Origin of the sequence: Klebsiella indica, assembly GCF_005860775.1 — a bacterium.
In the GTDB taxonomy this organism is placed as follows: domain Bacteria; phylum Pseudomonadota; class Gammaproteobacteria; order Enterobacterales; family Enterobacteriaceae; genus Klebsiella; species Klebsiella indica.
In genome coordinates this window covers 1-18,805 of record NZ_VCHQ01000016.1, presented here as the reverse complement: position 1 = coordinate 18,805, position 18,805 = coordinate 1, and the positions used below count along the sequence as shown (strand labels likewise).

General features: G+C 52.3%; 19 protein-coding genes and 1 tRNA gene. 10 read left to right on the top strand and 10 right to left on the bottom strand.

What is annotated here, in order from left to right:
- Window positions 1-91: 91 nt before the first annotated feature.
- The 5 genes from pyrC to FE839_RS12610 all read left to right on the top strand — a co-directional run bounded on the left by pyrC (window position 92) and on the right by FE839_RS12610 (window position 3,422).
- A complete protein-coding gene (gene pyrC / locus FE839_RS12630; protein ID WP_138361156.1) occupies window positions 92-1,138 on the top strand; it encodes a dihydroorotase in 1,047 nt (348 codons plus the stop codon).
- Between the two features lie 72 nt (window positions 1,139-1,210).
- The gene (dinI, locus tag FE839_RS12625; protein WP_138361155.1) at window positions 1,211-1,456 is read left to right on the top strand and encodes a DNA damage-inducible protein I; all 246 of its coding nucleotides are present in this window, start codon (window positions 1,211-1,213) and stop codon (window positions 1,454-1,456) included.
- A 286-nt stretch (window positions 1,457-1,742) separates the two neighbouring features.
- Entirely contained in the window at window positions 1,743-1,997 is a 255-nt protein-coding gene (gene bssS, locus FE839_RS12620; protein WP_138361154.1) for a biofilm formation regulator BssS, read from the top strand.
- Between the two features lie 125 nt (window positions 1,998-2,122).
- Window positions 2,123-3,241 carry an N-methyl-L-tryptophan oxidase gene (solA, locus tag FE839_RS12615; RefSeq protein ID WP_138361153.1) on the top strand — a complete coding sequence of 373 codons (1,119 nt, stop codon included), beginning with the start codon at window positions 2,123-2,125 and terminating at the stop codon, window positions 3,239-3,241.
- A 67-nt stretch (window positions 3,242-3,308) separates the two neighbouring features.
- On the top strand, window positions 3,309-3,422 hold the full coding sequence (locus FE839_RS12610; RefSeq protein WP_138361152.1) for a DUF2770 family protein: 114 nt from the start codon (window positions 3,309-3,311) through the stop codon (window positions 3,420-3,422).
- On the opposite strand, the gene trhO is transcribed toward FE839_RS12610, so the two are convergent.
- Window positions 3,408-4,472: an oxygen-dependent tRNA uridine(34) hydroxylase TrhO gene (gene trhO, locus FE839_RS12605; protein ID WP_138361151.1), complete on the bottom strand. Its 1,065-nt coding sequence runs from the start codon at window positions 4,470-4,472 to the stop codon at window positions 3,408-3,410. The two genes, FE839_RS12610 and trhO, sit on opposite strands and share 15 nt — an antisense overlap.
- A 209-nt stretch (window positions 4,473-4,681) precedes the next feature.
- Between trhO and FE839_RS12600 the strand changes: the two genes are divergently transcribed.
- From FE839_RS12600 to FE839_RS12590, 3 genes are all read left to right on the top strand, one after another.
- Window positions 4,682-5,602 carry a Kdo(2)-lipid IV(A) acyltransferase gene (locus FE839_RS12600; RefSeq protein ID WP_138361150.1) on the top strand — a complete coding sequence of 307 codons (921 nt, stop codon included), beginning with the start codon at window positions 4,682-4,684 and terminating at the stop codon, window positions 5,600-5,602.
- 187 nt (window positions 5,603-5,789) lie between these two features.
- On the top strand, window positions 5,790-7,040 hold the full coding sequence (mdtG, locus tag FE839_RS12595) for a multidrug efflux MFS transporter MdtG (RefSeq protein ID WP_138361149.1): 1,251 nt from the start codon (window positions 5,790-5,792) through the stop codon (window positions 7,038-7,040).
- Between the two features lie 90 nt (window positions 7,041-7,130).
- Window positions 7,131-7,517 carry a MysB family protein gene (locus tag FE839_RS12590; protein WP_138361148.1) on the top strand — a complete coding sequence of 129 codons (387 nt, stop codon included), beginning with the start codon at window positions 7,131-7,133 and terminating at the stop codon, window positions 7,515-7,517.
- A 4-nt stretch (window positions 7,518-7,521) separates the two neighbouring features.
- Here FE839_RS12590 and FE839_RS12585 read toward each other — a convergent pair whose 3' ends face one another.
- From FE839_RS12585 to mdoG, 3 genes are all read right to left on the bottom strand, one after another.
- Window positions 7,522-7,749, bottom strand: coding sequence for a YceK/YidQ family lipoprotein (locus FE839_RS12585; RefSeq protein WP_138361147.1), 228 nt, complete (start codon window positions 7,747-7,749; stop codon window positions 7,522-7,524).
- Window positions 7,750-7,817: 68 nt separating this feature from the next.
- Window positions 7,818-10,343 (bottom strand): glucans biosynthesis glucosyltransferase MdoH, encoded by a 2,526-nt coding sequence (gene mdoH / locus FE839_RS12580; RefSeq protein WP_138361146.1) that lies wholly within the window; start codon window positions 10,341-10,343, stop codon window positions 7,818-7,820.
- Complete coding sequence (gene mdoG, locus FE839_RS12575; RefSeq protein ID WP_206665974.1) at window positions 10,336-11,892, bottom strand: glucans biosynthesis protein MdoG; 1,557 nt, start codon at window positions 11,890-11,892, stop codon at window positions 10,336-10,338. The genes mdoH and mdoG overlap by 8 nt, the downstream gene beginning before the upstream one ends.
- Before the next feature lie 252 nt (window positions 11,893-12,144).
- Here mdoG and mdoC point away from each other — a divergent pair, with 252 nt between their 5' ends.
- Window positions 12,145-13,305 carry a glucans biosynthesis protein MdoC gene (gene mdoC / locus FE839_RS12570; RefSeq protein WP_138361145.1) on the top strand — a complete coding sequence of 387 codons (1,161 nt, stop codon included), beginning with the start codon at window positions 12,145-12,147 and terminating at the stop codon, window positions 13,303-13,305.
- Between the two features lie 39 nt (window positions 13,306-13,344).
- Here the strand turns inward: mdoC and FE839_RS12565 are convergent, their stop codons facing one another.
- From FE839_RS12565 to ghrA, 6 genes are all read right to left on the bottom strand, one after another.
- Entirely contained in the window at window positions 13,345-13,932 is a 588-nt protein-coding gene (locus tag FE839_RS12565; RefSeq protein WP_138361144.1) for a TetR/AcrR family transcriptional regulator, read from the bottom strand.
- A 72-nt stretch (window positions 13,933-14,004) separates the two neighbouring features.
- The gene (ymdB, locus tag FE839_RS12560) at window positions 14,005-14,526 is read right to left on the bottom strand and encodes an O-acetyl-ADP-ribose deacetylase (protein ID WP_138361143.1); all 522 of its coding nucleotides are present in this window, start codon (window positions 14,524-14,526) and stop codon (window positions 14,005-14,007) included.
- 213 nt (window positions 14,527-14,739) lie between these two features.
- On the bottom strand, window positions 14,740-15,222 hold the full coding sequence (locus tag FE839_RS12555; RefSeq protein WP_138361142.1) for a DUF1097 domain-containing protein: 483 nt from the start codon (window positions 15,220-15,222) through the stop codon (window positions 14,740-14,742).
- 102 nt (window positions 15,223-15,324) lie between these two features.
- Window positions 15,325-15,879: a TorD/DmsD family molecular chaperone gene (locus tag FE839_RS12550; protein WP_138361141.1), complete on the bottom strand. Its 555-nt coding sequence runs from the start codon at window positions 15,877-15,879 to the stop codon at window positions 15,325-15,327.
- A 22-nt stretch (window positions 15,880-15,901) separates the two neighbouring features.
- The gene (locus tag FE839_RS12545; protein ID WP_171034873.1) at window positions 15,902-16,639 is read right to left on the bottom strand and encodes a phosphatase; all 738 of its coding nucleotides are present in this window, start codon (window positions 16,637-16,639) and stop codon (window positions 15,902-15,904) included.
- Between the two features lie 86 nt (window positions 16,640-16,725).
- Window positions 16,726-17,664, bottom strand: coding sequence for a glyoxylate/hydroxypyruvate reductase GhrA (ghrA, locus tag FE839_RS12540; protein ID WP_138361139.1), 939 nt, complete (start codon window positions 17,662-17,664; stop codon window positions 16,726-16,728).
- Between the two features lie 267 nt (window positions 17,665-17,931).
- Here ghrA and FE839_RS12535 point away from each other — a divergent pair.
- Window positions 17,932-18,019 (top strand) — tRNA-Ser (locus tag FE839_RS12535).
- Window positions 18,020-18,805 lie beyond the last annotated feature (786 nt).

Genomic DNA, 18,805 nt, shown 5'->3' with positions numbered 1-18,805 from the left:
CGGAAATGGGTGCAAAGGAAAACGTTTACGCTTATCCTTAGTGCCCGGCAAAAACAGCCCTGATGACTGAACCTACTAGCCGGAGCCTTCCATGACAGCACAATCCCAGGTATTGAAAATCCGCCGCCCTGACGACTGGCATATCCATCTGCGAGATGACGATATGTTACAAACCGTCGTGCCATATACCAGTGAATTCTATGGCCGGGCGATCGTGATGCCGAATCTGGTGCCGCCTGTCACCACCGTAGACGCCGCCATCGCCTATCGCCAGCGTATTCTTGCTGCCGTCCCTGCGGGCCACGATTTTACGCCGCTGATGACCTGCTATCTGACCGATACGCTCGAACCGGCGGAGCTGGAGCGCGGATTCAACGAAGGCGTATTCACTGCCGCCAAACTCTATCCCGCCAATGCCACCACCAACTCCAGCCATGGCGTCACCAGTACCGATGCGATTATGCCGGTGCTGGAGCGCATGGAAAAACTGGGGATGCCGCTGCTGGTTCACGGGGAAGTTACCCATCCTGATATCGACATTTTCGACCGGGAGGCGCGTTTCATTGACACGGTCATGGAGCCGCTGCGCCAGCGTCTGCCAGGCCTGAAGGTTGTCTTCGAGCATATCACCACCAAAGATGCCGCTGAATATGTACGCGACGGCAATGAACTGCTGGCGGCCACCATCACCCCGCAGCACCTGATGTTTAACCGTAACCATATGCTGGTTGGCGGGGTGCGCCCTCATCTCTACTGCCTGCCGATTCTGAAACGCAACATCCACCAGCAAGCTTTGCGTGAACTGGTTGCCAGCGGTTTCAACCGCACTTTCCTCGGAACGGACTCCGCGCCGCACGCCCGCCATCGTAAAGAAGCCAGTTGCGGATGCGCCGGCTGTTTCAACGCGCCAACCGCGCTGGGTAGTTACGCGACGGTGTTTGAAGAGATGAACGCCCTGCAGCACTTTGAAGCCTTTTGTTCGCTCAATGGCCCGCGTTTTTACGGACTGCCGGTCAATGAAGGCTACGTTGAGCTGGTGCGCGAGGAAAGCAAGGTGGCGGAAACAATTCCCCTGCCAGGCGATGCGCTGGTTCCGTTCCTCGCCGGTGAAACCGTGCGCTGGACAATGAAAAAATAAAAATCTCGCTCCCTGTTGTAAACGCGCAATAATAACTGTATAAATAAACAGTGCATTACGCAGGGGGCAATTATGCGCATTGAAGTGTCCATCGCCAAATCAACAGCTCTACCCAATGGTGCCTTAGAAGCGCTGAACAATGAACTCTCCCGCCGTATCGAACAGCAGTTCCCCGCAATATCCAGTGAGGTGAGCGTACGCTATGCGGCTAATAATAATCTGTCGGTTATCGGCGGCCTGAAAGAAGATAAAGACCGGATTAGTGAAATCCTGCAAGAAACCTGGGAAAGCGCCGATGACTGGTTTGTCCACGACTAGTCAATTAACTTTGCTCCCTCATTGTGCTGTTTTTTTGCCGGGTCGCCCCGGCTTTTTTATTTTTCAGACTCATACATCCTCCTGATACTTCTGTTTAGTGTCTTCAAAAATAACAAAGAACCGATACTTTTTTGCGCAAAAAATCAACAAATGATAGCGTATGTACCTTCTGTTCCATTTAATTTCTCGAGTTTATTCTTGACTACTGATATAATTAACTTGCTTCAGAAAACGCGCATTAAACCTCGATAACTGTTGTCTTTTAACATATGAATAAGGGGTTATGATGGAAAAGAATAATGAAGTCATCCAGACCCATCCCCTCGTCGGATGGGACATCAGCACCGTAGACAGTTACGATGCGCTGATGTTGCGCTTACACTACCAAAACCCCACTCAAGAAAGCAGTAAAGACGCAGAAATTGGCCAGACGCTATGGCTAACGACGGACGTCGCACGTCAGTTTATTTCTATTCTGCAAGCCGGTATTGCGAAGATTGAATCTGGCGAATACCAGGAAAATGAGTATCGCAGACATTAGTATTACCGCCATGATGTCTAAATATTCACTAAACAGGCACCCCAGGGTGCCTGAATTATTTTCGGGCTTGTATAACAACAGGTTGTTAATTACCCTGCTTATAAAGCAATAACCCGGAACGCACCATGCAATACGATCTTATCATCCTCGGTAGCGGCTCAGTCGGCGCCGCAGCTGGTTATTATGCACGGCAGGCAGGGCTCAACGTCCTGATGATCGATGCGCATCAGCCTCCACATCGGGAAGGCAGCCATCATGGCAGTACGCGTCTCATTCGTCATGCCTACGGCGAAGGCGAGAAATATGTCCCTCTGCTATTACGCGCGCAAAAGCTGTGGGATGAATTTGCCGCAGCCAGCGGCGAAACCGTTTTTGAACCAACCGGTGTCATAAACCTGGGGCCTGCCGGTTCTGAATTCCTGCGTAACGTCGCCAGCAGTGCAGCCCAGTTCCAGCTAGATGTCGAGGAAATGGACGCACGAGCGGTTATGGCTCGCTGGCCGGAAATTCGTGTGCCAGATGATTATCGGGCGATATTTGAACCCGCCTCCGGCGTACTGCGCAGCGAACTGGCCGTTGAAACCTGGATTCGTCTCGCCCGCGAAGCGGGAGCCGCACAGCTGTTTAATTGCCCGGTCTCGGCCATTCACCCGCAATCGCATGGCGTGACGGTCGAGACGATAGAGGGTGAGTACAGCGGTAAAAAATTGCTGGTCAGCGCCGGAACCTGGGTCACGCGCCTTCTGCCTGAGCTCCCTGTTCAGCCCGTACGTAAAGTTTTCGCCTGGTTCCAGGCGGATGGACGTTACAGCAGCAAAAATAACTTCCCGGCATTTACCGGCGAGTTAGCCAACGGCGATCAGTTTTACGGTTTTCCGGCGGAAGATAACGAACTGAAAATCGGAAAGCACAACGGCGGGCAGCGCATTTCCGCCCCGGAAGAGCGTACAGCGTTTGGCAGCGTGGCGACGGATGGCTCGGAGTCTTTCAACTTCTTGCGTAACGTGTTGCCCGGTATTGGCGGCTGTCTGCATGGCGCATCCTGTACCTACGATAACACCGTCGATGAAGACTTTATTATTGATACTCTTCCCGGTCAGCCCAATACGCTGTTGATTACGGGCCTCAGCGGGCACGGTTTTAAGTTCGCCCCGGTGCTAGGGGAACTGGCTACCCGGTTCGCGCTTGGAGCGCCCTTTGAGTTTGATCTGACGCCCTTTTCACTGGCGCGATTTACGTTATAAGCGCCCGATTTACTGGTGAGCAAAAAACAACGGCCTCAATTGAGGCCGTTATGTGCAGAGAGAGATTATGCGTCGCCTTTTTGAACTGCTGGTCAACAACATCCGCGAACATTTTATGATTTATCTCGCGCTATGGCTGCTGCTGGCGATTCTCGATCTCATCTGGTTATGGTTTTTCTGAAAATTCAGGGTCCGGGATCCCTAACTTAGTATTCAGCCGACCGCGAGATTTATTGAAGATCTTATTGCCATTCTCACGTCCGGCGCGCAGTTTTCTCTGCTCCTCTTCCGGCAGCTTATGCTCTTCCATGCAGGCTTCGCTGCAGCAGCCGGAAAATTTCTCCGCGCAGGACGGGCACTGGATAAACAGCAGGTGGCAGCCATCGTTCAAACAGTTAGTATGACTATCGCAAGGTGCGCCGCACTGATGGCAATGCGCAATAACATCCTCAGTAATACGTTCGCCCATACGCTCATCAAAGACAAAGTTCTTACCGACAAAGCGTACTGGCAGCCCCTGCTCCCGCGCCCGTCGCGCATACTCAATGATCCCGCCTTCAATATGCCAGACCTTACTGAATCCATTATGCTTCATCCAGGCGCTCGCTTTTTCACAACGAATACCGCCGGTGCAGTACATAACGATTTTCTTATCTTTATGTTCCTGCATCATCTCAACGGCCTTCGGCAACTGATCGCGGAAAGTATCCGCCGGGATCTCCAGTGCCTTCTCGAAGTGCCCGACCTCATATTCGTAATGGTTACGCATATCGATGAAAACGGCATCCGGATCATCCAGCATCGCGTTAACTTCCGCCGCTTTCAGATACTCCCCCACGTCTGATGCATCGAACGTCGGATCGTCAATACCATCCGCAACGATACGATCGCGAACTTTGAGGCGCAGAACCCAAAAGGATTTACCATCATCGTCCAGCGCGATATTCAGGCGCAAACCATTCAGGGCGGGATCAAACGCGTACAAAAATTCACGTAACGCATTGACCCGGCTTTGCGGCACGCTGATTTGTGCGTTGATGCCTTCATGAGCCAGATAAATACGGCCAAAAACATTCAGTTTAGTCAGCGCAAGCCACAGCGCATCGCGCGTCGCTTGAGGATCGGTAATCGTGAAATACTTATAAAACGAGATCGTCGTGCGCGGCTCGGTCTCAGCCAACATTTGCGCTTTTAACGTCTCATTTGCAATGCGGTTATGTAACACTGGCATGGTGTACCTGTTCAACATAGTCAATGAGTAAAATAAACGGCGGGCATCATATAGCAAACACGATTAATTTACATCCCTACATTTTGAGCTACATTTCTCTCACTCACAGGTGCCCACATTAACATTAAATGCCATTGGGCGGCGGTATTTTGGCTGGAGCATAAAAAAATGCGATAATAGAACGCGTTGCTTAATTAAACAGGTATAAGATGACCCAATTACCTAAATTTTCCGCAGCGTTGCTGCATCCACGCTATTGGTTGCTTTGGTCAGGTATTGGCCTGCTCTGGTTAGTTGTACAACTCCCCTATCCGCTAATTTATCGTCTGGGAACCGGACTGGGCCATCTGGCCCGGCATTTGATGAAGCGGCGGGCCAAAATTGCTTATCGTAATCTGCAACTCTGCTTTCCGGATAAAAGTGAGCGGGAATGTCACCAGATGGTGGTGGCTAACTTTGAATCTGTCGGCATGGGACTCATGGAAACCGGCATGGCCTGGTTCTGGCCGACAAAGCGTATTGCGCGCTGGACTGACTCCATTGGCGTTGAGCATATCAGGCAAGTGCAGGCGCAAAAGCGCGGTATTTTGCTGATTGGCATCCATTTTCTGACCCTGGAGATGGGCGCGCGCATGTTTGGTATTAATGCCCCTGGTATTGGCGTCTACCGCCCAAATGACAACCCGGTCATCGACTGGTTGCAGACATGGGGGCGTTTGCGTTCGAATAAAGACATGATCGATCGCAAAGATCTGAAAGGTATGATTCGTGCCCTGAAAAAAGGGGAAGTTATCTGGTACGCCCCCGACCACGATTATGGCCCGGCATCCAGCGTGTTTGTGCCATTTTTCGCTGTCGACCAGGCCGCCACCACTTCGGGTACCTGGATGCTGGCCAGAATGTCAAAAGCCTGCATTGTTCCCTTTGTTCCTCGCCGCAAACCGGGTGGCAAAGGGTATGAATTAATCATCCTGCCAGCGGAATGCGACCCACCGCTGGATGATGGGGAAACCACCGCCGCCTGGATGAACAAGGTTGTCGAGCAGTGCATTCTGATGGCGCCTGAGCAATATATGTGGATGCACCGTCGCTTTAAAACGCGTCCCCAGGGCGTCCCGTCCCGCTATTGATTCCCGCATCCTGCCCAGCAACGCGGTTATCCCGCATCTGAATACGGATGTGGGATAACTCTGCCATCTGTCAGCCTTTTTTAAGCTTTAAAAGCTGTCCTCCATTGCGGCAACCCTTTCCCGGGCGCATAATTAGCATGCTCATATTTTCAATTATTTGACCTGCGCTGCAGGCCAGTGGGAACCTATGCCGGCTGCTGATACTTCGATTAACTGGAAGCGTAACCTTACCGTCACCTGGCTTGGCTGTTTTTTAACCGGCGCCGCCTTCAGCCTGGTAATGCCATTTCTCCCTCTGTATGTTGAACAACTCGGCGTAACCGGCTACAGCGCGCTTAATATGTGGTCAGGTCTGGTTTTCAGCATTACCTTTTTATTTTCTGCTATCGCTTCGCCATTCTGGGGTGGGCTGGCTGACCGTAAAGGCCGCAAAATTATGCTGCTGCGCTCGGCCCTCGGCATGGGGATCGTCATGTTGCTGATGGGACTGGCGCAAACAATCTGGCAATTTCTGATCCTGCGCGCACTGTTAGGTCTGCTTGGCGGATTCATTCCTAACGCCAATGCCCTGATTGCCACCCAGGTTCCCCGACAAAAGAGCGGGTGGGCGCTGGGAACGCTATCGACAGGCGGCGTCAGCGGTGCGCTGCTTGGGCCGTTGGTGGGGGGGATTCTGGCCGATAACTGGGGATTGCGTACCGTCTTCTTTATCACTGCGACTGTGTTGTTTATTTGTTTCTTATTTACCTGGTTTCTTATCCGCGAGCAGTTTGTGCCGGTTAATAAAAAAGAGATGCTCAACGCGAAGGCGGTTGTCTCTTCGCTGAAAAATCCGAAGCTGGTGCTGAGTCTGTTTGTCACATCGCTGATTATTCAGGTCGCCACAGGTTCAATTGCCCCGATTCTGACGCTATACGTGCGCGATCTTGCGGGTAATGTCAGTAATATTGCGTTTATTAGCGGTATGATTGCGTCAGTACCCGGCGTTGCGGCCCTGCTCAGCGCACCGCGTCTGGGGAAACTGGGCGACCGCATCGGGCCGGAAAAAATCCTGATTGCCGCGATGGTGATCTCCGTTGTCCTCCTTATACCGATGTCGTTCGTGCAGACGCCACTGCAACTGGGGATCCTGCGTTTTCTGTTAGGCGCGGCCGACGGGGCGTTATTACCCGCGGTGCAAACATTACTGGTATATAACTCCACCAACCAGATATCCGGTAGAATTTTCAGCTACAATCAGTCATTTCGCGATATTGGCAACGTCACCGGACCGCTGATTGGCGCATCGGTTTCCGCTAACTATGGCTTCCGTGCCGTCTTTTTAGTCACCGCCTTTGTGGTGCTGTTTAACGCGATCTATTCAACCCTCACTCTTCGCCGCCCTCGCCGCAATCGCGCCTCTGATAATCCGGGTTCCGGCCAGCATTCCGTAAATTAATATTGCGAGCCCATTCCTCTCTTGACGCCTGACCCGACGCCTTCTATAGATTGAATCGTGTTCATTTCTATTCTTCTTAGGGGGTTAGCCATGTCAAAGGAGTTAATGTTCTATGCCACGCTTGAAGAAGCTATTGATGCAGCCCGCGAAGAGTTTCTTGCTAATCATTCAGATAGCGATGAAGAGAATGCCAGCGTCGAACAATTAAATATTCAGAAATACGTACTCCAGGATGGCGATATCGCCTGGCAGGCTGAATTTCTTGCCGATGAAGATGAGGACGGAGAATGTCAACCTATACTCATCGGCCAGGCGGCACAAAGCGTCTTTGACGGCGATTATGACGAAATTGAGCTACGCCAGGAGTGGCTTGAAGACAATACGCTGCACGAGTGGGATGAAGGCGAGTTTCAGTTAGAACCCTCTCTGGATAGCGAAGAGGGTCAGACCGCAGCCGATGAGTGGGATGACCGCTAGCGTATTAGTTGTAAGGACCGTGGCTGGCATCAAGCGGCAGCAGTAACGTATCAAACACCAGCGAAAAGGGCAGATCGAGAATGGTGATATAACGCCATGAAGAATCCCGGACGTCCCACTGAACGCCTGGATAATACTGATTTCCATGCCCCTGTCCGGGCACGGTACGACTGATAATACTACCGCAGCCGCTAAGCAGCAGCGTCATAGCGATAGCCAGTAAAACTCTCATCAAAAACCTCGACTCTCTGGTAAAAAAATACCGGCACAATTGCCGGTATTTTCCTTAACGTACGGCTTTCATCGTTTTAACGCGAGGGGATTCAGCGTCAACTGTTGATACGCCGTCACCCACGAAGAATATTTTTCCGGCGCGGCCCATACACGATAATGCATACGCGACATCGTGACCGGATCGCTCAGCAACACCAGGCGGCGGTCACGATTAAGCTTATCCGGCATCTCATTCAGCGCCTGTTCAACATGGCGTTCGCGCGCAGTATCGAGAATATGACCGTGACGATGACGCGCCGTCGCCATCGCGGTTGCCAGTGCGTTAAACGACGGGTTAAATACCGCGTGCATAAAACCATCGTCCAGGGAACGCTGACGGTTCAGCGTCAGGAAGGTATCGGTATCTTTTAACACCTGCGGCGGAGAATACTCTTCCGGGATCAGGAACAGCTTGCATCTCTTGGTACGCAGACCGATTGTCGCACGGCTGGAAATCGCCGACACAAACGGAGACAAGATAAGCGAAAACACGATTGGCGCCAGCCAGAACAGAAAACGCAGATCCAGCCACGCCATGCCAATCGCCCAGACCAGGCCCAGCAGCAGTTGTGAACCGTGACGCATAAACGCTTCGCTCCACGGGGTGGAGTCATCATCACGCTGCGGCGAGTTCCACACGACTTCCCAGCCGAGAAACGCACTGACCACAAACACAGTGTGAAACAACATTCGCACTGGCGCCAGCAGCACGGAAAAAAGCACTTCCAGCAGCAGAGAAAGCGTGACGCGGATAAAGCCGCCGTACGCTTTTGGCCCTTTACACCAGATCAGAATAACGCTCAGTAACTTCGGCAGGAACAGCAGCACCATAGTCGAGGCAAACAGCGCAATTGCCAGCTCCGGGCGCCACTGCGGCCAGACCGGGAACAACTGCCGCGGCTGCAGGAAATACTGTGGCTCAGTCAGGGCATGTACAACCTGCAAAGCGGTAGACAGCGCAAGGAACATAAACCATAGCGGCGCCGAGAGGTAAGACATGACACCGGTCAGGAACACCGCACGGTGAACCGGATGCATTCCCTTCACCAAAAACAGACGGAAGTTCATCAGGTTACCCTGGCACCAGCGGCGATCGCGCTTCAGTTCGTCCAGCAGGTTCGGCGGTAACTCTTCATACGAACCGGGAAGATCGTAGGCAATCCACACCCCCCATCCGGCGCGACGCATCAACGCCGCCTCCACAAAATCGTGCGACAGAATGGAACCGGCAAAGTTACCCTCTCCCGGTAACGGTGCCAGCGCACAGTGCTCAATAAACGGCTTTACGCGGATAATCGCGTTATGACCCCAGTAGTGCGACTCGCCTAATTGCCAAAAGTGCAGGCCCGCGGTAAACAGCGGACCATACACACGCGTGGCAAACTGCTGACAACGAGCATAGAGCGTATCCATACCGGAAGCGCGCGGCGACGACTGGATAATCCCGGCATTCGGGTTCGCTTCCATGAGCCGAACCAGTCCGCTCAGGCACTCGCCGCTCATCACCGAGTCAGCGTCCAGCACCACCATGTAACTGTACTGGCTGCCCCACCGGCGACAGAAATCATCAATGTTGCCGCTTTTGCGTTTTACGCGCCGACGGCGGCGACGGTAGAAAATCTGCCCTTCACCCTGCACTTCAGCGATCAGTTCCATCCACGCTTTTTGCTCCGCCACGCAGATATCCGGGTTGTAGCTATCGCTAAGGATATAGACATCAAAGTGCCTGGCGTTACCGCTGGCTTTTACTGACTCCCAGGTCGCCCGCAGCCCGGCGAAAACGCGGTCCACGTCTTCATTACAAATCGGCATGATGAGCGCAGTACGATGTTCCGGATTCAGCGGCTCGTCTCCGATGGTCGACGCAGAAATGCTGTATTTATCGCGCCCGATCAGCAGTTGCAGGAACCCCATTAATGCCGTCCAGAACCCCGCGGAAACCCAGCAGAAAAGCACCGCAAACAGAACCAGAATCCCTGACTGCAACACATAGGGCAGCAGTTGCATAAAGGACACCCAAAGGTTCTGCCCAACCATGTCCATCGGATTAATCAGCGCCCAACCTTGATACGGTAAGATAGTTTTCATGTACCAGGTCGCCACGATGGTCTGCGACAAGGTCAACAACAGCAATATATAGCGGCGGATAGTACCCACAGTTCGCCACTTCTGTTCGCTCTCCAGCTCTTCTTTACTCAGGCGAGTGAGGTAACGGGGCGTGACATCACGACCACGCAGACGATCCCAGAACCGCCCGATGGGATTGGTTCGCCACGGGTCCGGAAACATAGAGGAACGCTTTATTTCTGGCATGGCATTCAGTTGGGTGCGACCTTCATCATCTTTAATCAACTGCTCACCAGACAGCGAATGCGGCCAGCTATGCGCCAGTCGCGACTTTACCGAGCCCAGCGGTGAATCGTCTTCGCGATGATAAACATGATGCTCCGCGTCCAGCGCTTCATGGACGGCCTGTAGACTCGCGTCGGGTAATGCGGTTTTCTCCGCCTCCGACAGCGGCAATGCGTCGATGTACTTCGTTATCTTATTCATTGGCAGGCAGCTGATAGCTCCAGGTTTCACTCAACGTCGTCTGGTCGGCATTGACCAGCGCAGCGCGCATGTCCGTCGTTTTCTTCGGATCTTTCACTTTTACGCGCAGGATCAGGCGCCAGCCTTTCGTCACTGGATTATAGCGCACGCTGTTTTCAACGATTTCGCCGTTATCACCAATGCTGGCCTGCGCGGTTACCGGCGTATCCGCAGGCATCTTTTTCATGTCATCGCCGATAAAATCAACAATAAAAGCGATAGTGCCATCAGGCTGGCGGATCAGATTTGATTGCTTGACATCACCAGTGGAACGACGAGTCTGCATAACGTACGCGTTATCCGGCGCATGCAATTTATCTTCGTCACGGGTGAAAGTGATAGTGTATCTGAAGTTCATCTCTTTACCGGGTTCCGGCAGTTGATCCGGCGTCCAGTAGGTAACGATATTATCGTTGGTTTCATCGTTGGTCGGGATCTCAACCAGTTCGATTTTCCCTTTCCCCCAATCGCCTTTTGGCGTAATCCACGCGCTTGGGCGCAAATCGTAACGATCGTCAAGGTCTTCAAAACGCGAGAACTGACGGCCTCGCTGCAGCAAGCCGAATCCCTGTGGATTCTCCATTGCATAACTACTGACAGCGAGATGTTTTGGATTATTCAGAGGACGCCAGATCCACTCACCATTACCGGCCAGGATAGAAAGCCCGTTGGAATCGTGCAGCGCCGGACGGTAGTTAATGGTGGGAGATGGCTGATGCGGCCCAAACAGGAACATACTGGTTAACGGAGCGATCCCCAGTTTCCCCACTTTATCGCGCAGATAAATTTTCGATTGTACGTCCACGACAGTATCGCGACCTGGCATGATGATAAAGCGATAAGCGCCTGTGGCACGCGGGGAATCCAGTAACGCATAGATAGTCAGACGCTTATCCGTGGCTTTTGGACGCTCAATCCAGAACTCACGAAAACGCGGGAATTCTTCGCCGGAAGGCAGCGCAGTGTCAATGGCGAGCCCACGGGCAGAAAGCCCATACACCTGGCCCTGGCCCAGCACGCGAAAGTAGCTGGCGCCGAGCATACTGACTATTTCATCGTTCTTATCTTTGCTGTTGATCGGATACAGGACCTTAAAGCCCGCGAACCCCAGATCTTTAACCGTATCTTTATCGTGCTGGACATTGCCAAAATTGAAATAGTCCGGGCTATATTTAATTTTGTGCACGCTGGTTGCAGTGACTTCATTAATGGTCACCGGTGTGTCGAAATACATCCCCTGATGATAAAACTCAAGTTTGAAGGGGGTTTTCAGATTGTTCCAATAGGCTTTATCGTGATTAAACTGAATTTGCTGATAGTCAGCATACTTCATATCGCGGAAGACAGAGGGCAGGTTACTTTTTGGCGCTTCGTAGCCTTTACCAGCTAGCGTTTGAGCTTCTTTTGCGACATCATCAATGCTGAATGCCCATGCAGATGAAGTACACAGGGACAACATGACAGCTGCACTTAACCAACGCATTTTCATCATCTGTGGTTTATGTTTCATATAAGTAAGCACTTCCCCCTTTGTGTGCTTAAATCGATCCGATCTATTTTAATGGAAACTCGGGCAATCCGACAACATAATCCCTGTATTGTTCAGCTTAGCGGTACAGGGAACAAACAGTTCACTCTCTCAGTCGCACTTTACGTACTTATCCTGGAGACAGATACCCGGGGTTCATGTAGGGTTACAGTGAATTTAAAGCTTATCGCATTGAGTGGTAAGACGAATTGTCTGAGAATGCCGTGAAATCGTATGAATAATACTCCAGTACAGCGTGAATATTTCCTCGACAGCATCCGCGCCTGGTTAATGCTGTTAGGTATCCCTTTTCACATCTCGCTCATCTATTCCAGCCACAGCTGGCATGTTAATAGCGTCGAGCCCTCATGGTGGTTGACATTGTTTAATGACTTCATCCACGCCTTTCGCATGCAGGTGTTCTTCGTGATTTCCGGCTATTTTTCCTACATGCTCTTTCTGCGCTATCCGCTTAAGAAATGGTGGAAGGTACGCATTGAACGGGTGGGAATTCCCATGTTAACCGCCATTCCGCTACTCACCCTTCCGCAGTTCATTATGCTGCAGTATGTCAATGGAAAAACGGAGAACTGGCATGCGCTCTCGGGTTATGAAAAATTCAACACACTGGCCTGGGAACTCATCTCACACCTGTGGTTTTTATTAGTTCTGATGGTACTGACGACATTAGGCGTTGTGCTGTTTAAGTGGCTGGCACAGCGGCGTTCTGCCGCAGCATCCACTTTCGGTGACGCTGTCACATTAAGGCAGCTATCGGTCATTTTCCTGGTTCTCGGCGTGCTATATGCCATCATTCGCCGCACGCTATTCATTTTATATCCGCCGATTCTCAGCAACGGTCTGTTCAACTTTATCGTCATGCAGACGCTGTTTTATCTGCCGTTCTTTATACTCGGCGCCCAGACATTTATTAACGCACGCCTGAAAACGATGTTGACCACTCCGTCACCTGGGTGTTTTACCGCGGCGCTGTTGGGTTTTATCGCTTACCGCCTCAATCAACAGTATGGCTCCGGCGATGGCTGGATGTATGAAATAGAATATATTATTACCATGGTGCTGGGTCTGTGGATGGTCAATGTCGTCTTTTCGCTTGGACACCGTTTACTCAATTTTCAGTCAGCACGCGTGACCTATTTCGTCAATGCATCGCTGTTTATCTATCTGGTTCACCACCCGTTAACTCTGCTCTACGGAGCCTGGATAGCGCCGGTAATTAAATCAAATATCCTGGGATTTATGACCGGGCTGGTTTTTGTTGTTGGAATTGCTCTGATTCTGTATGAAATCCATCTGCGGATACCGCTGTTGCGCTTTCTTTTTTCCGGGAAATACCCACAAAAAGCGGCTAAATCGCAGACGTCGACCTGCTAACGCCAACAGCAAGACAGACTGTATTTCATGTAAACCAGCCTACTTTTTCGCGAACAGCAGACGAAAGACATCACGATACAGGCCTTCCATTGCCGTTTTATCCACTATCGATGTGACCAGTTCACGTCGATAGGCGGCGCCTTCCGTTAATATGGCGATAAATTCGCAGGCGGCATTAATGTGTTCATCGCTCATATCAGGATGGTAGTGCCGGGTAAGCCGCCCCCCTTCTTCTTTCAAACGGCGATCTGCCTGCAGCATAATGTCTCGCAGGCGCGGGTTCCTGGACGCTTCCGCGTTAATTTCCATCAACAGATAATTATCATTTTTAGTATGCTCATTCACGGGGATCGCCCCCGCTAAAATCGCTGCCATCCGGGATAAATCGTGATTTCCGGCAATCATTTCGCCGACTCTGGCATTAACGATTTCCGTGACAATCGCTTCAACAATTTCTTCTTTACTGGCAAAGATGCGGTACAACTGCCCTACGCTCAGGCCAGCCTGGCGTGCAATATCCGCAACCGAAGCTCCGTGCAGCCCCTTTTCCGCGAAGCATTTTTGCGCCGCATTAACAATTTCTCCTCGGCGAATCTGTTGTTTTTGCAATACTTTCCCTACAGCCACCGATTACTCTCCCGCGGTGATAATTTCCGGCTAAAAACGCATAGTTTACTTCAACAACCGCGCGATACGCGACTACACCTGAAGCAATTGTCTGTAGATGCCGGCGGTTTCGGGATCAAAGCAAACAAAACAGACACGTTCCAGCGGCGTATAGCGGGTAAGAAACGCCGTCACCGTCCGTACGGCTATCTCTGCCGCCGCACGTTTAGGGTAGCCATAAACGCCGGTGCTAATCGCCGGAAATGCAATGGATCGGTAGTTATTTGCCGAGGCCAGCAGCAAACTATTTTTATAAACATCAGCCAGTAGCTCCGCTTCCTGCTGGCTACCACCATGCCAGACAGGCCCTACGGCGTGAATAACCGCGCTGGCGGGTAAATTTCCCGCGAGGGTAATCACCGCATGGCCTGGCGGACACTCCCCCTGCTGTTGCCGCACCACTTTACAGGCGGCCAACAGTTCCGGCCCTGCGGCACGATGGATCGCGCCGTCAACACCGCCGCCGCCAAGCAGCGAGGGGTTTGCCGCATTCACGATAACATCGACGGCAAGTTTTGTAATATCGCCGAGAATAACCTCAGGTTGAACAGCCATTTATCCTCCTGCCGACATACGTCTTAAGATTGATATTCGTGGATAATATGACACGACAGCCCTCATGACGAAAGGCGAAGAAGATGTTGACGATAATCAGCCATCAGAACAGGCATCGCGCTATGGTGATAATAAAACCGATGAGTGGCTTAACTGAGCAGCAGTAACCTGAACGGGCTGGGTACTAAGGTAATGAAAGCGGCCTATGTGAGATCAGTTGCTTTCATTAGCAAGCGGCTTATTTTTCTCCGCGCGCGCCGCCAGCCACAGCCCACTATTTTTCATGGCGTAACCAAATACCAGGCCCAGCGCCAGGGAAGGCACAACTACATGCCAGTCGCCATTACCCGCAAACGTTGAACAGGCGCCAATAAAGGTCCCGGGAACAAAAGATAACCACAGCCTGCGTGCCTGCATACACATCAGGAACGCCACGATCCCCGTCATGATATAACTCAGGATTTCAAATTGCGGTGCCAGCGCGCTACCATACATGATAACCAGCGCCCACACCACGCCGCTCATTACCGTGCATGTCGAGATCAGCAGCCCCTTCAGCCCGCCCTGTGGGCAAGCAAAGTAAGCCGTACAGCCGAGGAAACCCGCCCAGCTTAGCAGGCCAAGCGCGACCGCCACCCATCCCCAAATACCAGAAAGAATGCCGGTCGTTAATGCGATTGCGAAGAGTATATTCATGGCGCGTATCATAGCAGATACGCGCCCCATAAATGAGATACAAAGCACATTATGCGGAATAGCGAACATTTCGTTGCATATAAATTGTGATTCTAGTCACACTTAATCGTTATGCTGTTCCTGCAGTTCATCCCACATTGCGGAGAGGGCTTCACGGGTCAACGGGGCCATTGTCCGCCAGAACGGTGTAACCGCATGCGCTTCAACTTTGCCGAGGAATGAGCCGCACCACGGCAGAATATATTCAGCAAAGAGGGTTTCCAGAACCTCGTCTTCATCCTCTGTCGCGTGATCTTCCAGCCACGAGGCCGCTAACAGTAGCGATCCTAAATGATCCGCCATCCCCTCACCTGTCGGGATGCCATGAGCGGTAAAAAATCCCCGAACTTCCGCTTCCGTTGCGCCATCTACCCATGCGCTACGATAGGGCGCAACGCTGCACTCTTTACCAACAAACAACGCATTGTATTCCGTGGCCAGAGACGGCATATCGCAGCTCTTTTGCAGCCGTTCCAGCAGTTCATCCTGCTCCAGCGGCCAGCTCGCCGCCAGCTTCCCTTCGCGAATAAGGGTAAACAGCGGGACCAGCAGCGGATCCTGCGGCTGACGATAATATAACGAACCCAGCACGCGGCAGAGGATGGAAAACTCATTCATTTATTTATTCCAGTTTTTAAAATTACAGTTCAGCAAACTCAGGAATCGGTGGCATTCCACGTGATTCAAGAAAATTAAGCAGGCGACGCGGCGTCACGTTAAGAATTCTGTCTTCAGGAAAATCGACGGCATCGAGGATTTTACGACATTCGGCAAATTCACCAAGCGTGAACGCCGTGTGAGAATCCGAACCCAGCGCAACCCATCCTCCGGCATCGCGCACGGCCGCAGCCACGGCGCGACAATTATCCTCACTGCCAATGCGCGAGGAAACAAAAGATGAATTATTGATTTCCAGTGCAACATTATACTTCGCCGCAGCGGCGGCAATAGCCGGGATATCAACCGGAAACTTTGGGTTGCCGGGATGGCTGATAATATGAACCGCACCGCTCGCCATAGCCGCAATCATCGCCTCGGTATGGACCGCTTTATTCTGAGGCGGAAAAACCGGCTCGTGAAAGCCGGCGATAATCAAATCCAGCGAGTTAAGCATCGGACCGGTACAATCTATTTCACCTTGAGTATTTTTGATATTCGCTTCAATGCCACGCAGGATGCCGACGCCATCAACCAGACGAGGCCAGATACGCATATTGACAAAATGCCAGTAGTGCGGCGCATCAGCCATATCTGGCCCATGATCGGTAATGGCAAAGAGTTTAATTTCCTTGCGCCTGGCTTCAGCAATATAGTCATGCAGAGTGCTATATGCATGGGTGCTGGCGACGGTGTGCATGTGCAGGTCAACAGGATACATCACAATCTCCTTCTTTTTGTTTGTGGCAAGGATAGCAGGAATCTGAGTATATGATCAGCAAAACCCCGCCGCGACGGGCTTAGCGCTTAGTATCCCAGCCTGCGATCCACCTGCCCGCTCACCTTTTCACCTCGTTCCAGTTGACCAATCGTTGTGGCGATATACGCTATCGCTTCCAGCGGTCGGGTGACGGCTGCGATATGCGGCGTCATCGCCACCCGGGGGTGCGCCCAGAGAGGGCTCTCTTTGGGCAACGGTTCGCGGCTGAAGACATCTAGCATCGCCCCTTTCAGCTTGCCGCTATCCAGAGCCGCCAGCAGATCGTCTTCAATCACATGAACGCCTCGCGCCAGGTTCAGCACATAGCTGTTATCCGCAAGCTGAGACAACAGCGCTTTATCAATGATTCCGGCGGTTTCCGCGGTGTCAGGCAGTAGATTAATCAGTACACGTGTACCCGAGAGGAACGTGTTCAGCTCTTCTTTTCCGGCAAAACTGGTCACCTGTGGCCAGGCTTTACGGCTACGACTCCAGCTACGCAATGGGAACCCCCAGGGACGCAGCCCCTCAGCCACTTTAGCGCCCAGCACGCCAGCGCCCATAATTCCAATAGTGAACTCTTCGCGCAGGTACTCATCCAGCGGATGCCAGCATGCTTCCTGCTTCAAGGCCTGGTAATCGTCGAAACGACGGAACCAGTGAAGCACCTGACTCACCGCGTATTCCTGCATCTGCAACCCCATACCGGTATCTTCCAGGCGGAACAACGGAATCGACTGCGGCAGCATCTCCGGATGCTCCCGGAGCTTTCTAAGAATTGAATCAACGCCGGCACCAAGAGCAAAGACTGCTTTCAGTTCTCGTTCTTGCAGCATATCTACCGGTGGATGCCAGACCAGAGCATAGTCTGCAGGTTGGTTATCGCCGGTTTTCCACTCGCGGACTCGAGAACCTGGCAACTGTTTTTCCAGTTCCGCAATCCAGTAAGGTGTGTCGAAGGTTGGGTGGTAAAAGATGATATCCATGAAGACTCCTGATAGCCGACGCCACGTACGGTGACGTCAACGCGGTATTTTACTCTTTGTTTTCTATTAAGTTGCCAGCATAGCAAATTTCACCTGACCCGCGAGTGAAAAAGGGAATGGCGAGAAAAAAATCAATTTCCGCGTACTTAGGCAGCAAGTTGCCTGAAGTTTGGCTAAACGCGCGTTTTTTTCAAAAAGGTGATTGACGGGCGAAACGTATTTCCCTAAATTAGCGGCCGTTCCCGAGATCAGCGGGAAAGACAATATGGTGAGGTGTCCGAGTGGCTGAAGGAGCACGCCTGGAAAGTGTGTATACGGCAACGTATCGGGGGTTCGAATCCCCCCCTCACCGCCATCTTTAAAGAAGAGCGCGTACGCAAGTACGGGCTCTTTTTTGTATATCGCACACGCCGGGGGGGATGAGAAGCCCCGACCGGGGGTCGACAACTGGCGTAGCCAGTTGGACAGATGACGAGCCCGCGAGGAATCTGCCCGCAGGGCGAGCGCAGCGAGTCAATCCCCCCCTCACCGCCATCTTTAAAGAAGAGCGCGTACGCAAGTACGGGCTCTTTTTTGTATATCGCACACGCCGGGGGGGATGAGAAGCCCCGACCGGGGGTCGACAACTGGCGTAGCCAGTTGGACAGATGACGAGCCCGCGAGGAATCTGCCCGCAGGGCGAGCGCAGCGAGTCAATCCCCCCCTCACCGCCATCTTTAAAGAAGAGCGCGTACGCAAGTACGGGCTCTTTTTTGTATATCGCACACGCCAGGGGGGATGAGAAGCCCCGACCGGGGGTCGACAACTGGCGTAGCCAGTTGGACAGATGACGAGCCCGCGAGGAATCTGCCCGCAGGGCGAGCGCAGCGAGTCAATCCCCCCCTCACCGCCATCTTTAAAGAAGAGCGCGTACGCAAGTACGGGCTCTTTTTTGTATATCGCACACGCCGGGGGGGATGAGAAGCCCCGACCGGGGGTCGACAACTGGCGTAGCCAGTTGGACAGATGACGAGCCCGCGAGGAATCTGCCCGCAGGGCGAGCGCAGCGAGTCAATCCCCCCCTCACCGCCATCTTTAAAGAAGAGCGCGTACGCAAGTACGGGCTCTTTTTTGTATATCGCACACTCAGGGGGGGATGAGA

Coding starts and splice junctions, on each gene's coding strand:
- trhO (WP_138361151.1), bottom strand. CDS start 4,472: ATGCCAGTGTTACATAACCGCATTGCAAATGAGACGTTAAAAGCGCAA.
- FE839_RS12555 (WP_138361142.1), bottom strand. CDS start 15,222: ATGAATATACTCTTCGCAATCGCATTAACGACCGGCATTCTTTCTGGT.
- ghrA (WP_138361139.1), bottom strand. CDS start 17,664: ATGGATATCATCTTTTACCACCCAACCTTCGACACACCTTACTGGATT.
- FE839_RS12585 (WP_138361147.1), bottom strand. CDS start 7,749: ATGAGAGTTTTACTGGCTATCGCTATGACGCTGCTGCTTAGCGGCTGC.
- mdoH (WP_138361146.1), bottom strand. CDS start 10,343: ATGAATAAGATAACGAAGTACATCGACGCATTGCCGCTGTCGGAGGCG.
- FE839_RS12600 (WP_138361150.1), top strand. CDS start 4,682: ATGACCCAATTACCTAAATTTTCCGCAGCGTTGCTGCATCCACGCTAT.
- dinI (WP_138361155.1), top strand. CDS start 1,211: ATGCGCATTGAAGTGTCCATCGCCAAATCAACAGCTCTACCCAATGGT.
- bssS (WP_138361154.1), top strand. CDS start 1,743: ATGGAAAAGAATAATGAAGTCATCCAGACCCATCCCCTCGTCGGATGG.
- FE839_RS12550 (WP_138361141.1), bottom strand. CDS start 15,879: ATGAATGAGTTTTCCATCCTCTGCCGCGTGCTGGGTTCGTTATATTAT.
- ymdB (WP_138361143.1), bottom strand. CDS start 14,526: ATGGCTGTTCAACCTGAGGTTATTCTCGGCGATATTACAAAACTTGCC.
- FE839_RS12545 (WP_171034873.1), bottom strand. CDS start 16,639: ATGTATCCTGTTGACCTGCACATGCACACCGTCGCCAGCACCCATGCA.
- solA (WP_138361153.1), top strand. CDS start 2,123: ATGCAATACGATCTTATCATCCTCGGTAGCGGCTCAGTCGGCGCCGCA.
- mdtG (WP_138361149.1), top strand. CDS start 5,790: ATGCCGGCTGCTGATACTTCGATTAACTGGAAGCGTAACCTTACCGTC.
- mdoC (WP_138361145.1), top strand. CDS start 12,145: ATGAATAATACTCCAGTACAGCGTGAATATTTCCTCGACAGCATCCGC.
- pyrC (WP_138361156.1), top strand. CDS start 92: ATGACAGCACAATCCCAGGTATTGAAAATCCGCCGCCCTGACGACTGG.
- FE839_RS12590 (WP_138361148.1), top strand. CDS start 7,131: ATGTCAAAGGAGTTAATGTTCTATGCCACGCTTGAAGAAGCTATTGAT.
- mdoG (WP_206665974.1), bottom strand. CDS start 11,892: ATGAAACATAAACCACAGATGATGAAAATGCGTTGGTTAAGTGCAGCT.
- FE839_RS12610 (WP_138361152.1), top strand. CDS start 3,309: ATGCGTCGCCTTTTTGAACTGCTGGTCAACAACATCCGCGAACATTTT.